The sequence below is a fragment of the Enterobacter sp. WI-ESBL-E8 genome (assembly GCF_053364895.1).
On record NZ_JBRWXJ010000001.1, the window covers coordinates 1,364,865 to 1,380,646 of the forward strand.

The window sequence follows — 15,782 nt, forward strand, 5'->3', positions numbered from 1 at the left end:
AAGCGTTTTACGGGTGAAAGCGGAAATAGTGCAATGGCGGTTGCGGATCGGTGAAAAATGCGTATGCCATGAGCACATTTATTGATGATTATGCAATGAAAGTGCTTTTTTGTTAGATGGTATTTTATTTTACAAACGTAAAAATAAAGAACCACGCCCTGAGGCGTGGTTCGGTATCAGATGATGTCAATTTCATCGACGGAGGGGTAGATCCAGCTTGGCCGGAACGGCATCGAGTCTATGTCATCAAGCTGAGAGACGCCGGAGAGCACCAGAATCGTCTCCAGACCCGCCTGGAAACCGGCCAGAATGTCGGTGCGCAGGTTGTCGCCGACGATAACGGTTTCTTCAGAGTGGGCCTGCATCTTGTTGAGCGCGGCGCGGATGATCCACGGGCTTGGCTTGCCAACGTAGAAAGGCTTGCGCCCGGAGATTTTCTCGATACCGGCGCACAGCGCGCCGCAGGCCGGATAAAAACCACGGCCATGGGTATCCGGGTTGGTCGCAATAAAGCGCGCGCCGTTAGCCACAAAGAAGGATGCCTTATGCATCATCTCCCAGTTATAGGAGCGCGTTTCACCCACAATCACAAAGTCCGGGTTGACATCGGTGATGGTAAAGCCCGCTTTGTACAGCTCGTGGATCAGCGCGCCTTCACCGACAACGTAGGCTTTTTTTCCTTCCTGACGCTTCAGGAAATCCGCCGTCGCCATCGCCGAGGTATAGAACACGCTGTCCGGAACGTCGACGCCCGCCGTCGCAAAGCGGTTTGCCAGATCCTGACCGGTCTGAGAAGGGTAGTTCGTGAGAAGAACCAGAGGCATTCCTTTGTCGATGATGCGGTGAAGAAACTCCGCAGCACCCGGCACGGCAACGTTGTCGTGCATCAGCACGCCGTCGATATCACAAATTACATTCTTAATGGTCATGGACAGTCCGACATCAAAAAAAGAAGGCGTTACTATAAGGTCCGATCAACTTTCCAGCAAATGCTGCAGCAGAATTCCGTTGAGCATGGCGCGTTTGACCAGCGCGAATGCGCCAATCGCCGAGCGATGGTCAAGCTTTGAACGAACCACCGGAAGGTTCTGGCGGAATGCTTTTAGCGCCTGGGTGTTAATGCAGCCTTCAATGGCGGGGAGCAGCACCTTTTCCGCCTCCACAATTTCACCTGCGATCACCACTTTTTGCGGATTAAACAGGTTAATGGCGATGGCGATGGTTTTCCCCAGATGGCGCCCCACCTGCTCGATCACTTCACAGGCCAGCGCGTCGCCCTTATTGGCGGCTTTGCAGATGGTGCCTATCTTACAATCGTCGAGCGTGACGCGGCTTTGATAACCCTGCTCCAGCAGATGGCGAACGCGCTGCTCAATGGCGGTGTTGGCGGCAATGGTTTCAAGGCAACCGAAGTTGCCGCAGTGGCAGCGCTCTCCGAGGGGTTCAACCTGAATGTGGCCAATCTCACCGACGTTACCGTTGCGACCAATAAAAATTCGGCCGTTAGAGATAATGCCTGCGCCCGTACCGCGGTGAACGCGCACCAGAATAGAGTCTTCGCAGTCCTGACTCGCACCAAAGTAGTGCTCAGCCAGCGCCAGTGAGCGAATGTCGTGGCCCACAAAGCAGGTCACTTTGAAACGTTTTTCCAGCGCGTCGACCAGCCCCCAGTTTTCAACCTGAATGTGCGGCATATAGCGGATCACGCCGCTTTCCGGGTCGACCAGGCCGGGAAGAATGACGGAGATGGCGATGAGTTCGCGGATCTTGCGCTGACAGCTTTCAATAAACTGCGCGATGGTATTCAGCAGCGCATGCTCCAGCGTCTCCTGGGTGCGCTCCGGAAGGGGATAGTGCTCTTCCGCAATGGCTTTGCTGCTCAGATCGTAGAGCGTGAGCGTGGTGTCATGACGACCCAGCCGGACGCCAATCGCCTGAAAATTGCGGGTTTCGGTAATAATGGAGATCGCGCGGCGGCCCCCGGTGGAGGCCTGCTGATCGACTTCTTTGATCAGGCCGCGCTCAATGAGCTGGCGGGTAATTTTTGTCACGCTGGCGGGAGCAAGCTGGCTTTGTTCGGCTATCTGGATACGTGAGATTGGCCCGTGTTGGTCAATCAGGCGATATACCGCCGCACTGTTAAGCTGTTTAACGAGATCGACATTACCAATTTGAGCTTGTCCGCCAGGTGTCATACTTTTACTTACTCAGTGACGACCTCGTTACCATTAACGATGGTCTTAATAATTTTATAATCGTGTGTGAATGCCGTCAGGTTTGCAACCATACCTGGTGCAATTCCGCCAAGCTGTTTATCCACGCCCATAGCGCGAGCCGGATAAAGGGTGGCCATACGCAGGACTTCATCAAGCGCAATTCCACAATGCTCAACCAGGTTGCGCACCCCTTCAATCATGGTCAAAGAGGAACCACTCAGCGTACCGTTTTCATCCACACACAGTCCATTGCGGTAGTATATTGTTTTACCGGCAAAAATGAACTGCTCAATATTTGCACCTGCCGGGGCGGTGGCATCTGTTACCAGACAGAGCTTGTCACCTTTCAGCCGCTTGGCATTGCGAATGTTGGTGTAATCGACGTGTAAACCGTCCGCGATAATGCCGCAGTAAACGTCTGGCTCATCCAGAATCGCGCCGACCAGGCCCGGTTCACGCCCCGTGATGTACGGCATGGCGTTATAAAGGTGCGTCGCGAAGGTAATGCCTGCGCGGAAGCCTGCTTTGGCCTCTTTCAGCGTGGCGTTAGAGTGGCCCGCTGATACAACAATCCCGGCGGCAGCCAGTTTGCTGATGACGTCAGTGCCGGTCATTTCGGGCGCCAGCGTCACTTTGGTGATGACATCGGCGTTCGCACACATGTAGTCAACCAGCTCTGCATCAGGTTTACGCACGTAATTCGGGTTATGCGTCCCTTTCTTGACCATATTCAGCCATGGCCCTTCAAGGTGCAGGCCCAGCGCCTGATTAGGGTATTTGGCCAGGTATTCGCGCATCACGCGGATACCCTGTTTCATGAGGTCATCACTGCTGGTAATGAGCGTTGGCAGAAAGCTGGTGCAGCCTGATTTCTCATTAGCTTTCTGCATGATTTCCAGCGTTTCGACCGTCACCGCATCGGCGGTGTCATTAAATTGCACACCACCGCAGCCGTTCAGCTGTACGTCGATGAAACCGGGGGAGATTACTGCTCCATTGAGTGAGCGCTGTTCAATCTCCGGCGGCAGCTCTGCCAGCGGGCAAACACGTTCAATCAGGCCATTGGCGATAACAATCGCATGGTCATCCAGAATATCATGGCCGGTATAAATCCGACCGTGGGTTAAAGCGTACATAACGACCCCCGGTTAAAAAAAGCGGCCGCCTCTTGATGAAGAGGCGGTTATTCAATTACAGACCTTTGATGTTCTCAGCTTCTAACTCGTTGAAGTATTTCAGCGTTTTCACCTTCAGCTCCATCGTGGACGGCTCGTCGCAAACGATGACTGATTTAGGATGCAGCTGCAGGCAGCTGATGGTCCACATATGGTTCACGTTGCCTTCAACGGCAGCCTGCAGCGCCTGCGCTTTCACGCCGCCCAGGACCAGAATCATCACTTCTTCGGCATCAAGCAGGGTGCCTACGCCTACGGTCAGGGCGTATTTTGGAACCTGGTTAACGTCACCGTCAAAGAAGCGGGAGTTTGCCACGCGCGTGTCATGGGTCAGCGTTTTAATACGCGTACGGGAAGCCAGAGAGGACGCCGGTTCGTTAAACGCGATATGACCGTCGTTGCCTACACCGCCCATGAACAGGTGGATTTTACCGTAGGAACGGATTTTTTCTTCATACTGACGGCATTCTGCGTCAATATCCGGCGCGTTTCCATTCAGCAGGTTAATATTTTCAGACGGAATATCAACGTGATCAAAGAAATTGCGGTGCATAAAGCTATGGTAGCTTTCCGGATGTTCTTTCGGTAATCCGACGTATTCGTCCATATTGAAGGTCACGACATGTTTGAAGCTAACCTGGCCTGCTTTGTGCATCTCCACCAGGGCTTTATACGCGGTCAGCGGTGTGCCACCCGTCGGAAGGCCAAGGACGAAAGGACGATCGGCGGTCGGTTTGAACGCGTTAATGCGGTTAACGATATGGCGAGCGGCCCATTTGCCGACTTGTTCAGCAGTTGCCAGGGGAATCAGTCTCATTGTTCACCTCAAGAGTTAAAGTAGAAGAGTGGGCGGATGGCTATCGGAACCTGATGCTTAAGCGTAACCTGGAACCTTTCAGGCCGGATCAATCCGTCTTGATTTTTCGAATGATAAAATAAGTTTTCGTTGTTAGCCAGTGAAAGGGAGGGTGATAAACGATATTTGGTGACAAAAATCACAAAAAGTACGCGTTTAATTTGCGATACGAATTAATTTTTCACACACTCACAATGCCAGTGAATCATCAACTGTATATATAGTTCGTGACACAATAAAAAACAGAGCTGAGAACATGCCTTAAACGGGGTCTCATAGGGGGAAGAAAGTGAGTATTCTAGGTTATTTACAAAAGGTTGGTCGCGCACTGATGGTGCCGGTCGCCACGCTGCCTGCCGCAGCCATCCTGATGGGTGTCGGCTACTGGATCGACCCCAACGGCTGGGGTAACACCAGCGCGCTGGCGGCGTTCTTTATCAAGTCTGGCTCCGCCATTATCGACAACATGTCCGTGTTGTTTGCGATTGGTGTGGCTTACGGTATGTCCAAAGACAAAGACGGTGCCGCTGCGCTGACCGGTTTTGTCGGTTTCCTCGTGTTAACCACTCTCTGCTCGCCTGCAGCGGTGGCCATGATCCAAAAAATCCCGGCGGACCAGGTTCCGGCGGCATTCGGTAAAATCAGCAACCAGTTTGTCGGTATCCTTGTGGGTATCATCTCTGCCGAACTGTACAACCGCTTCAGTAGCGTAGAGCTGCCAAAAGCGCTGTCGTTCTTCAGCGGTCGTCGCCTGGTGCCTATTCTGACCTCCTTTGTGATGATCTTCGTTGCGTTCATCCTGATGTACATCTGGCCGGTGATCTTTGACGGTCTGGTGAACTTCGGTGAACACATCCAGAAACTGGGCTCCGTCGGTGCGGGCGTGTACGCGTTCTTCAACCGTCTGCTGATCCCGGTTGGTCTGCACCACGCGCTGAACTCCGTATTCTGGTTCGACGTTGCAGGTATTAACGATATCCCTAACTTCCTGGGTGGCGCACAGTCCATCGAAGCAGGTAAAGCGGTTGTCGGTATTACCGGTCGTTACCAGGCAGGCTTCTTCCCAATCATGATGTTTGGTCTTCCAGGCGCTGCGCTGGCGATCTACCACTGCGCGCGTCCAGAAAACAAAGCGAAAGTGCTGGGTATTATGATGGCGGGCGCGTTTGCGGCCTTCTTCACCGGTATCACCGAGCCGCTGGAATTCTCCTTCATGTTCGTGGCGCCTGTACTGTACGTGATCCACGCTGTGCTGACCGGTATCTCCGTGTTTATCGCGGCAAGCATGCACTGGATTGCGGGCTTTGGCTTCAGTGCGGGTCTGGTGGATATGGTGCTTTCTTCCCGTAACCCGCTGGCAACCCACTGGTGGATGCTGATCCCACAAGGTCTGGTGTTCTTCGCGATCTACTACATGGTGTTCCGTTTCACTATCACCAAATTCAACCTGATGACTCCGGGTCGTGAACTGGCCGTGGCCGGTAGCGAAGCGGATGGTCAGGATGTGAACGTGAGCGGTGCTCAGGAGCAGGACGTATCAGGTCTGGCGCGTCAGTACATTGCCGCAGTTGGCGGTTCTGACAACCTGACCGGTATTGATGCCTGTATCACCCGTCTGCGTCTGAACGTGAAAGATTCTTCTCTGGTGAACGAAGCGCTGGCGAAACGCCTGGGCGCGTCCGGTGTTATCCGCCTGAACAAAACCAGCGTGCAGATCATCGTCGGCTTCGTTGCGGAAAAAATTGCCAACGCAATGAAAACGACCGGCCCGGTTGCAGCCGCTGAAGCAAGCGCTGCGCCTGCTGCCGCTCCTGCAGCTGCGAAACCGCAGGCGGTACCTAATGCCAAAACGGTTGCCGCGCTGGTGTCTCCCGTGACCGGTGAGGTCGTTGCGATTGAGCAGGTACCTGATGAAGCGTTCGCCAGCAAAGCGGTCGGTGACGGTGTTGCGGTGAAACCAACGGACAAAACCGTTGTGTCTCCTGCTGCCGGTACCATCGTGAAAATCTTCAACACCAACCACGCGTTCTGCCTCGAAACCGAAAATGGCGCGGAGATCGTTGTCCACATGGGTATCGATACCGTTGCGCTGAACGGTCAGGGCTTTACTCGCCTGGTGGAAGAGGGCGCTGAAGTTGTGGCTGGTCAGCCGGTTCTGGAAATGGATCTGGACTTCCTGAACGCCAACGCGCGCTCCATGATAAGCCCGGTGGTTTGCAGCAACATCGATGACTTCAGTGGCCTGGTCATTCAGGCGAAAGGTCAGGTTGTTGCGGGTCAAACGCCTCTGTATGAGATTAAAGGCAAGTAATCGCTCCTGAGTAGAGTCATGCCTTAAGCGGCGGGGGTTATCCTCCGCCGCTTTTTTTTGCAGCAAATGCCCCCATTATTTTCTTCAGAGCCGTTTTAAGGGTTGTCACTACGTCCGGCTTATAAGATCATATGCCGTTATACGTTGTTTACGCTTTGAGGAATCCACGATGAGTGAGGCAGAAGCCCGCCCGAGTAACTTTATTCGTCAGATCATCGATGAAGATCTGGCCAGTGGTAAGCACACCACAATTCATACCCGTTTCCCGCCGGAGCCGAACGGCTACCTGCATATCGGGCATGCAAAATCTATCTGCCTGAACTTTGGCATTGCCCAGGACTATCAGGGACAGTGCAACCTGCGTTTCGATGACACCAACCCAGTAAAAGAAGACATCGAATACGTTGAGTCCATTAAGAACGACGTGCAATGGCTGGGCTTCAACTGGTCTGGCGATATCTGCTACTCCTCTGACTATTTTGATCAGCTGTACGCCTATGCGGTGGAGCTTATCAACAAAGGTCTGGCGTATGTCGACGAGCTGTCTGCTGACGAGATCCGTGAATACCGCGGTACGCTGACCGCACCGGGTAAAAACAGCCCGTTCCGCGATCGCAGCGTTGAAGAGAACCTGGCGCTGTTTGAAAAAATGCGTGCCGGTGGCTTCGAAGAGGGCAAAGCCTGCCTGCGCGCCAAAATCGATATGGCGTCTCCGTTCATCGTGATGCGCGATCCGGTGCTGTACCGCATTAAATTTGCTGAACACCACCAGACCGGTAACAAGTGGTGCATCTACCCGATGTACGACTTCACCCATTGCATCAGCGATGCGCTGGAAGGCATCACCCACTCCCTGTGTACGCTGGAGTTCCAGGACAACCGTCGTCTGTACGACTGGGTACTGGATAACATCACCATTCCCGTGCATCCGCGTCAGTACGAGTTCTCTCGTCTGAATCTGGAATACACCGTGATGTCCAAGCGTAAGCTGAACTTGCTGGTGACCGACAAGCACGTTGAGGGCTGGGACGACCCGCGTATGCCGACCATCTCTGGTCTGCGTCGTCGTGGTTATACTGCCGCGTCTATTCGTGAGTTCTGCAAACGTATCGGCGTGACCAAGCAGGACAACACCATTGAAATAGCTTCTCTGGAATCCTGCATTCGCGAAGACCTCAACGAAAACGCACCGCGTGCGATGGCGGTCATCGACCCGGTGAAGCTGGTTATCGAGAACTATCCGCAGGGTGAAAGCGAGCTGGTCTCCATGCCTAACCATCCGAATAAACCGGAAATGGGCAGCCGCGACGTGCCGTTCAGCGGTGAAATCTGGATCGACCGTGCTGACTTCCGCGAAGAAGCCAACAAGCAGTACAAGCGTCTGGTGTTGGGTAAAGAGGTGCGTCTGCGTAATGCCTACGTCATCAAGGCAGAGCGCGTAGAGAAAGACGCGGAAGGTAACATCACCACCATCTTCTGTTCATATGACGCTGAAACGCTGAGTAAAGATCCGGCGGACGGCCGCAAGGTGAAAGGCGTTATTCACTGGGTGAGCGCATCCCACGCGCTGCCGGTGGAAATTCGTCTGTACGATCGTCTGTTCAGCGTGCCTAACCCGGGTGCTGCTGAAGACTTCCTGGCGACCATCAACCCGGAATCTCTGGTGATCAAGCAGGGTTATGCGGAGCCTTCCCTGAAAGCCGCTGAAGCGGGTAAAGCGTTCCAGTTCGAGCGTGAAGGTTACTTCTGCCTGGACAGCCGTTACAGCACGGCGGAAAAACCGGTATTTAACCGTACCGTGGGTCTGCGTGATACCTGGACCAAAATCGGCGAATAATAACGCTGCATTGGTCAATGAGAGACAAACGCCGCTTATTGCGGCGTTTTTTTATTTAACGATCATATCGTTAAAGCAGGGGGGTAATAATATCGTGGAAAATATCAGGTCAATGTGGTGCTACTTATTTTTCTGAAAAAAGTTTGTTTTTTATCATCAATACGCAATTTGTAAAAAGTAACAGCAATTAACGATCTTACCCTCTGAAATTTAATGGCTTGCCCCGCCAAATCTCGCCCTCCGGTAAATGTTACAAAGCACTACCAATTATGTGCACTTCGTCATAATCCTGACTTTTGTCCGCTGAAAAGCATTGATAATTCGCGTCGCGAAAAATAACCTAAAGACGGTAGTTAATTCGAGGGTATTTATAACTACCCCTGACCATTTGGTCTTTTTTATTTTCGCCGTTTCAGGCGTTTTAATTCGTCAAAGAGGAATAATCTATGCGTACGTTCAGTGGCAAACGTAGTGCGCTGGCGCTGGCTATTGCCGGTGTGACAGCAATGTCGGGCCTGGTCGTTACACCAGAGGCGAAAGCCGCGGGTTTCATCGAAGATTCTACCCTCACGGGCGGTATTTATTACTGGCAGCGTGAACGTGACCGTAAAGACGTCACTGAAGACAAATACAAAACTAACCTTTCTCACTCCACCTGGAACGCCAACCTGGACTTCCAGTCGGGTTATGCCGCGGATATGTTCGGTCTGGATATTGCTGCGTTCACGGCAATCGAAATGGCGGAAAACGGCGACAGCGGCCACCCGAACGAAATTGCCTTCTCCTCCAGCAACAAAGCCTATAAAGAAGACTGGTCCGGGGATAAGAGCGGAATCAGCCTTTATAAGGCCGCAGCGAAATTTAAATACGGCCCGGTGTGGGCGCGCGGTGGCTATATTCAGCCCACCGGCCAGACGCTGTTAGCGCCGCACTGGAGCTTTATGCCAGGCACCTATCAGGGTGCAGAAGCCGGGGCTAACTTTGACTACGGTGATGCGGGTGCGTTGAGCTTCTCTTATATGTGGACCAACGAGTATAAAGCACCGTGGCATATCGAAATGGACAAGTTCTACCAGGGCGATCGTAAAACGCGGGTAGATTATCTTCATTCTCTTGGTGCTAAGTACGATTTCAAAAATAATCTGGTGCTGGAAGCGGCATTTGGTCAGGCACAAGGATACATGGACCAGTATTTTGCCAAAGCATCTTATAAGTTCGATATCGCCGGAAGCCCACTTTCGACCAGCTATCAATTCTATGGTGCGCGAGATAAAGCAGACGCACAAAATAACCTGCGTACCAACGATGAAGTGGCACTTGCCAGGGACTTATATGACGGCACGGCCTGGCTGCAAGCTTTAACCTTTGGCTACAAGATTGGCCAGGTGGATCTACGTCTTGAAGGCACGTGGGTCAAAGCTGATGGTAATCAGGGCTTCTTCTTACAGCGCATGACACCAACCTATGCATCTTCTAACGGTCGCCTGGATATCTGGTGGGATAACCGTTCTGACTTTAACGCCAATGGTGAAAAAGCAGTCTTCTTCGGGGCGATGTACGATCTCAAAAACTGGAATCTTGCAGGTTGGTCAGTGGGGGCTTCCTATGCTTACGGTTGGGATGCTAAACCAAGTAGTGCCCCAATCTACGATCAGAGCCAGCGCCTGAAGGAATCCGCCTATAGTCTGGATGCTGCGTATGTACTGCAGGATGGAAGAGCCAAGGGCACAATGTTCAAACTGCACTTCACCCAGTATGACAACCATTCTGACCTGCCTAGCTACGGTGGCGGATATAACAACATCTTCCAGGATGAACGTGACGTGAAATTCATGGTTATCGCACCGTTCACCATCTTCTGATGAATCGTCCGGCGGGTTAGCGCCCGCCGGACCGGAGACTGCACATGATGAAAAAAATTGTAATTGTCGCGCTGCTGGCGTCGGGGCTGGTGGCGTGTTCTCAGAGCCAGGCGCCTAAAGAAGATTCCCGGCTGAAGGAAGCTTATAGCGCGTGCATCAATACCGCTGAAGGCTCGCCGGAGAAAATTCAGGCCTGCCAGAGCGTGTTGAATGTGCTGAAAAAAGAGAAGGCGCATGAGCAGTTCGCAACGCAGGAAAATGTTCGCGTGATGGATTACCAGGCCTGTATCCAGGCGCGTAAAACCGGTAACGATCAGGAAGTGGCGAAGCGTTGCGACCAGATCTGGAAAGAGATCCGCAGCAATAACAGTAACTAACCTGCTGTTACCATGCCCGGTGGCGCTATGCTTACCGGGCTTTTTTATACCTGAAAACAGGCGAAAAAAAAGCCAACCTTGCGGCTGGCTCAGAGTATGAAGACTGATTATTTTGCGTCGTGCGCGTGGTCATCTTCGCGGCAGTCGCCTTCAGCGCAGTGACCGTAAAGGTACAGGCTGTGGTTGGTCAGGCGGATGCCATGACGTGCGGCGATTTCACGCTGGCGTGATTCAATGGAATCATCGCTAAATTCAATGACCTTGCCGCAATCGAGGCAGATCAGGTGATCGTGGTGCTGCTGCTGGGTCAGTTCGAAAACAGATTTACCACCTTCGAAATTATGACGGGTAACAATGCCCGCGTCATCAAACTGGTTCAGCACGCGATAGACGGTAGCCAGCCCAATCTCTTCACCCATGTCGATAAGACGTTTATAGAGGTCTTCCGCACTGACATGGTGATTGTCTGGACCCTGAAGCACTTCGAGGATTTTTAACCGAGGAAGCGTAACTTTCAGGCCAGCCTTCTTTAATGCGGTATTGTTGTCAGTCATGCGGAATCTGTCCTGTTGCTAAACGATTCACTTCTGTAGGAAGTGACAGAAAATGCACCCGGGATAATGCGTCTCATTATAGAACTGCCATGGCTAAATGAAAACTGCAAGTCTCAGGCAAAATATGCTTATAAAAACGTGGTATCACCAACAAACTTGCTCAATGGAAAACCACGTTTATCAGGGAGACATTGTACAGGTCTGGGCGAAAAAGTTAAAAGATTGTAGCGATTAATTTAATCGGTTTGACCTAGAGCATGGGCGCAGCCGCCGCTGCGCCGCGATAAAAATCAGGCGTTAAGAATATCGTCCAGGTGCAGTTCCTCACGGATCTGCTTAACCCATTTCTCAACGCGCTCTGCCGTCAGCTCTGGCTGACGGTCTTCGTCAATGGCCAGACCCACGAAATGATCGTCATCGGCCAGGCCTTTAGACGCTTCGAAGTGGTAACCGGCAGTTGGCCAGTGGCCAACGATCACGGCGCCATTCGGCTCAATGATGTCGCGGATAGTCCCCAGCGCGTCACAGAAGTACTCGGCGTAGTCTTCCTGATCGCCGCAGCCAAACAGGGCGACCAGCTTACCGTTGAAGTCGACTTCTTCCAGCGTCGGGAAGAAATCATCCCAGTCGCACTGGGCTTCACCGTAGTACCACGTTGGAATACCCAGCAGAAGAATGTCATAGCCTTCGAGATCTTCTTTGCTGCTCTTGGCGATGTCATGCACATCAGCAACGTCTTTACCGAGCTGTTTTTGAATGTTTTTTGCGATATTTTCGGTATTGCCGGTATCACTGCCAAAGAAAATGCCGATGATTGCCATGAGTAAAATAACCTCTTGAAACTTAATAGTATGGTGGCGCAATTCGGCCACGGATAAGGGCAATAATAGCAGAACTGGCAACCCTGCGGAAACAGCTATCGCGCAGGACTGCACTCCGTGCTACATGAAAAGGGCGATAAAGGGGATTTTCAGACTTATGCCTGGCTGCGTAACGTCTCAAGCTGGGCGATCAACATCTCTTCAATGAGCTCGCTGCGGCTGATATTTCGCGCGTCAGCCAGCTCGTTAAGCGCATCGACGGCGTCGGCGTTAAGCTTCAGTTCGACACGCTTAAGCCCACGATTTTTATCGCGTTTAAGCTGGTTGCGTTTATTGATACGCAGCTGTTCATCGCGCGAAAGCGGATTCGTCTTGGGTCGTCCCGGTCGACGTTCATTCGCGAACAGATCTAGTGTCGTACGGTCCGTTTGTTCTTTGGCCATGATTCTGAGACTTCGGGGGAAACACGCCGCCCTGCTAATGCCCGGGCGATAAGCGCGCCATCATACATCACCAAAAACGGCACGCCAACGACTGGAAGCCCGCAGCCTTCCAGTCGCTCTCTTTTTAATCAATTCGCAGTATCAGCGAGATAGCGGCGAATGGCGCGCAGCACGGCGTCAGGTTTTTCTGCATGAACCCAGTGTCCGGCCCCGGCAATCACGTGGGCGCGCGCCTGCGGGAATTGTGCCAGCAAGGTGTCGCGGTACGCGTCGGTAACATAAGGAGAGTTACCGCCACGAATGAAGAGGGTAGGGTGTGGCCAGGCAGGTACCGTTTCCCAGCCAACGATATTGTTGTACTGCTCCCAGAGCACCGGCACGTTAAAACGCCATTTTCCGTCAACAAACGACTTCAGCAGGAATTGCACAACGCCTTCTTCATCAAGATGGTCACTCATGACCGCAGCCGCCTGCTGGCGGGTCGCGACACCCGCTTCAGTGACCGCATTGATGGCGGCAAAAATCTCGTCGTGTCGGCGGACGTCATAATCCACGGGCGCAACATCAATTACCACCAGGCCGTTAATACGCTCCGGCGCAAGCGCCGTCAGGGCCATCACCGCTTTGCCGCCCATTGAATGCCCGATGAGCGTCACCTTCTGCAGGCCGTTGGCGTCCAGCGTATCCAGCAGATCCTGTGCCATCGCGGCATAGGTCATCTCGTCTGAACGCCCGGAAAGACCGTGATTGCGCATATCGACCTGTAAAATATCGTGATCGGTAACCAGATCGCGCGCCAGCACGCCCAGGTTATCCAGGCTGCCAAAAAGCCCGTGAACCAGTACGATGGGAGAATTATTGTTCGGCGATTGTGCAGTTTGCGCTCGGGTATTCAATTTCATGGCAAAGTTCTTTTTTTACGTATGTCAGGTTAGGGTATCATGTTGACCATTCTGCCGCCCGGCTGCAAGGTTCCAGTTTAATCTGACTTTTGCTGCCAACCAGGTTTGACGCTATCCGCTGTTGGGATTTGACCCTATAATCCCAATGACTTGTATTCAGATAAGAAATCGCACTGGATTAAGATGAAAACAATCGAAGTTGATGACGAACTCTATCAGTATATTGCCAGCCAGACGCGGCATATCGGGGAGAGCGCGTCCGACATTTTACGGCGCATGCTTAAAATTTCCGCCGCTTCACAGCCTGCTACCCCAGTCACCAAAGATGTCGTGTCTCAGCCGAGCGTTGTTGCACAGGCTAAACCTGCCGTGACACCGGCAAAAGATAAAGTGCGCGCGATGCGCGAGCTGCTGCTGTCCGATGAATATGCGGAGCAGAAAAAGGCGGTTAACCGCTTTATGCTGGTGCTGTCTACACTTTATTCACTGGATAACAAGGCGTTTGCTGAAGCGACCGAGTCGCTGCACGGTCGTACTCGCGTCTATTTCGCGGGTGACGAGCAGACGCTGCTGCAAAATGGCAACCAAACCAAACCTAAACATGTCCCAGGCACCCCGTACTGGGTGATCACCAATACCAATACGGGCCGCAAGTGCAGCATGGTTGAACATATCATGCAGTCCATGCAGTTCCCGGCGGAATTGATTGAAAAGGTTTGCGGTACAATTTAACCCTTGCATCAGAAGGACCCGGTAATGGCAAATCACAGCCGTGCAGGCCAACCTGCACAACAAAGCGATTTGATTAACGTCGCTCAGCTGACCGCGCAGTATTACGTGCTGAAACCGGTCGTGGGCAACGCAGAACACGCAGTGAAGTTTGGTACATCTGGTCACCGCGGCAGCGCGGCGCGCCACAGCTTTAACGAACCGCACATTCTGGCCATTGCTCAGGCCATTGCGGAAGAGCGCGCTAAAAACGGCGTTACCGGTCCATGCTACGTGGGCAAAGACACCCATGCGCTGTCTGAACCGGCGTTCATCTCTGTTGTGGAAGTGCTGGCCGCAAACGGCGTTGATGTGATTGTTCAGGAGAACAACGGTTTCACCCCAACGCCTGCGGTGTCGAACGCTATCCTGGTGCACAACAAAAAAGGTGGCGCGCTGGCTGACGGGATCGTTATCACGCCATCCCATAACCCACCGGAAGACGGCGGCATCAAATACAACCCACCTAACGGTGGCCCGGCAGACACCAACGTCACCAAAGTGGTGGAAGACCGTGCAAATGCCCTGCTGGCTGACGATCTGAAAGGCGTGAAGCGCATCTCCCTGGATGCCGCCATGGCGTCCGGCCACGTGAAAGAGCAGGATCTGGTTCAGCCTTTCGTGGAAGGACTGGCGGATATCGTTGATATGGCGGCGATTCAGAAAGCCGGCCTGAAGCTGGGTGTGGATCCGCTGGGCGGCTCCGGTATTGAATACTGGAAACGTATCGCCGAGCATTACAAGCTGAATCTGACCATCGTGAACGATCACGTCGATCAGACCTTCCGCTTTATGCACCTCGATAAAGACGGCGCGATCCGTATGGACTGCTCCTCCGAGTGCGCCATGGCGGGCCTGCTGGCGCTGCGCGATAAATTCGACCTGGCGTTTGCTAACGACCCGGATTATGACCGTCACGGAATCGTCACCCCTGCCGGGCTGATGAACCCGAACCACTATCTGGCGGTCGCAATTAACTACCTCTTCCAGCACCGTCCGCAGTGGGGCAAAGAGGTTGCTGTCGGTAAGACGCTGGTCTCTTCAGCCATGATCGACCGCGTGGTCGACGCGCTGGGTCGCAAGCTGGTGGAAGTGCCGGTTGGCTTTAAATGGTTTGTTGACGGTCTGCACGACGGCAGCTTCGGCTTCGGTGGTGAAGAGAGCGCCGGTGCGTCATTCCTGCGCTTCGACGGCACGCCATGGTCAACCGATAAAGACGGCATCATCATGTGCCTGCTGGCGGCGGAGATCACCGCGGTCACCGGTAAGAACCCGCAGGAACATTACAATGAGCTGGCGGAGCGTTTTGGTGCGCCAAGCTATAACCGTATTCAGGCTAGCGCGACGTCAGCCCAGAAAGCGGCCCTGTCCAAACTCTCTCCGGAAATGGTCAGCGCAAGCACCCTGGCGGGTGACCCGATCACCGCGCGTCTGACGGCGGCACCGGGCAACGGCGCATCCATTGGCGGTCTGAAAGTGATGACCGATAACGGCTGGTTCGCTGCGCGTCCATCCGGTACGGAAGATGCGTATAAAATCTATTGCGAAAGCTTCCTCGGCGCTGAGCATCGCCAGCAGATTGAGAAAGAAGCGGTAGAGATTGTCAGCGAAGTGCTGAAAAACGCGTAAGTGCGGTTTGTGTGCCGGGCGGCACTGCGTT

14 protein-coding genes are annotated in these 15,782 nt (G+C 53.1%); 6 read left to right on the forward strand and 8 right to left on the reverse strand.

The window, feature by feature from the left end; translation table 11 throughout:
• Positions 1-176: 176 nt before the first annotated feature.
• The 4 genes from nagD to nagB are packed head-to-tail and all read right to left on the reverse strand — an operon-like array spanning position 177 to position 4,208.
• Positions 177-929: a ribonucleotide monophosphatase NagD gene (nagD, locus tag ACWHWP_RS06495; RefSeq protein WP_008501057.1), complete on the reverse strand. Its 753-nt coding sequence runs from the start codon at positions 927-929 to the stop codon at positions 177-179.
• A gap of 45 nt (positions 930-974) precedes the next feature.
• Positions 975-2,195, reverse strand: a complete 1,221-nt coding sequence (gene nagC / locus ACWHWP_RS06500) for a DNA-binding transcriptional regulator NagC (protein WP_021242995.1) — start codon at positions 2,193-2,195, stop codon at positions 975-977.
• Between the two features lie 8 nt (positions 2,196-2,203).
• Positions 2,204-3,352 (reverse strand): N-acetylglucosamine-6-phosphate deacetylase, encoded by a 1,149-nt coding sequence (gene nagA, locus ACWHWP_RS06505; protein WP_059310967.1) that lies wholly within the window; start codon positions 3,350-3,352, stop codon positions 2,204-2,206.
• Between the two features lie 55 nt (positions 3,353-3,407).
• Positions 3,408-4,208, reverse strand: a complete 801-nt coding sequence (gene nagB, locus ACWHWP_RS06510; RefSeq protein WP_047347090.1) for a glucosamine-6-phosphate deaminase — start codon at positions 4,206-4,208, stop codon at positions 3,408-3,410.
• 328 nt (positions 4,209-4,536) lie between these two features.
• Here nagB and nagE point away from each other — a divergent pair, with 328 nt between their 5' ends.
• The 4 genes from nagE (at position 4,537) to chiQ (ending at position 10,634) form a co-directional block, all read left to right on the forward strand.
• Positions 4,537-6,558 carry an N-acetylglucosamine-specific PTS transporter subunit IIBC gene (nagE, locus tag ACWHWP_RS06515; RefSeq protein WP_072250611.1) on the forward strand — a complete coding sequence of 674 codons (2,022 nt, stop codon included), beginning with the start codon at positions 4,537-4,539 and terminating at the stop codon, positions 6,556-6,558.
• Between the two features lie 169 nt (positions 6,559-6,727).
• On the forward strand, positions 6,728-8,395 hold the full coding sequence (gene glnS, locus ACWHWP_RS06520; RefSeq protein ID WP_447855271.1) for a glutamine--tRNA ligase: 1,668 nt from the start codon (positions 6,728-6,730) through the stop codon (positions 8,393-8,395).
• A 446-nt stretch (positions 8,396-8,841) separates the two neighbouring features.
• Positions 8,842-10,257, forward strand: a complete 1,416-nt coding sequence (chiP, locus tag ACWHWP_RS06525) for a chitoporin ChiP (protein ID WP_447855272.1) — start codon at positions 8,842-8,844, stop codon at positions 10,255-10,257.
• Between the two features lie 47 nt (positions 10,258-10,304).
• Positions 10,305-10,634, forward strand: a complete 330-nt coding sequence (gene chiQ, locus ACWHWP_RS06530; RefSeq protein ID WP_047347385.1) for a ChiQ/YbfN family lipoprotein — start codon at positions 10,305-10,307, stop codon at positions 10,632-10,634.
• 107 nt (positions 10,635-10,741) lie between these two features.
• Here chiQ and fur read toward each other — a convergent pair whose 3' ends face one another.
• The 4 genes from fur to ybfF all read right to left on the reverse strand — a co-directional run bounded on the left by fur (position 10,742) and on the right by ybfF (position 13,354).
• Positions 10,742-11,188, reverse strand: coding sequence for a ferric iron uptake transcriptional regulator (gene fur / locus ACWHWP_RS06535; protein WP_023310771.1), 447 nt, complete (start codon positions 11,186-11,188; stop codon positions 10,742-10,744).
• Between the two features lie 290 nt (positions 11,189-11,478).
• Complete coding sequence (gene fldA / locus ACWHWP_RS06540; RefSeq protein WP_008501067.1) at positions 11,479-12,009, reverse strand: flavodoxin FldA; 531 nt, start codon at positions 12,007-12,009, stop codon at positions 11,479-11,481.
• A gap of 155 nt (positions 12,010-12,164) precedes the next feature.
• The gene (gene ybfE, locus ACWHWP_RS06545; protein ID WP_023334913.1) at positions 12,165-12,452 is read right to left on the reverse strand and encodes a LexA regulated protein; all 288 of its coding nucleotides are present in this window, start codon (positions 12,450-12,452) and stop codon (positions 12,165-12,167) included.
• A gap of 128 nt (positions 12,453-12,580) precedes the next feature.
• Positions 12,581-13,354 (reverse strand): esterase, encoded by a 774-nt coding sequence (gene ybfF, locus ACWHWP_RS06550; protein WP_447855273.1) that lies wholly within the window; start codon positions 13,352-13,354, stop codon positions 12,581-12,583.
• Between the two features lie 183 nt (positions 13,355-13,537).
• Here ybfF and seqA point away from each other — a divergent pair, with 183 nt between their 5' ends.
• Together seqA and pgm are read left to right on the forward strand one after the other, a co-directional pair.
• Positions 13,538-14,086 (forward strand): replication initiation negative regulator SeqA, encoded by a 549-nt coding sequence (gene seqA / locus ACWHWP_RS06555; protein WP_047347085.1) that lies wholly within the window; start codon positions 13,538-13,540, stop codon positions 14,084-14,086.
• Between the two features lie 24 nt (positions 14,087-14,110).
• Positions 14,111-15,751 (forward strand): phosphoglucomutase (alpha-D-glucose-1,6-bisphosphate-dependent), encoded by a 1,641-nt coding sequence (gene pgm, locus ACWHWP_RS06560; protein ID WP_063429960.1) that lies wholly within the window; start codon positions 14,111-14,113, stop codon positions 15,749-15,751.
• Positions 15,752-15,782 lie beyond the last annotated feature (31 nt).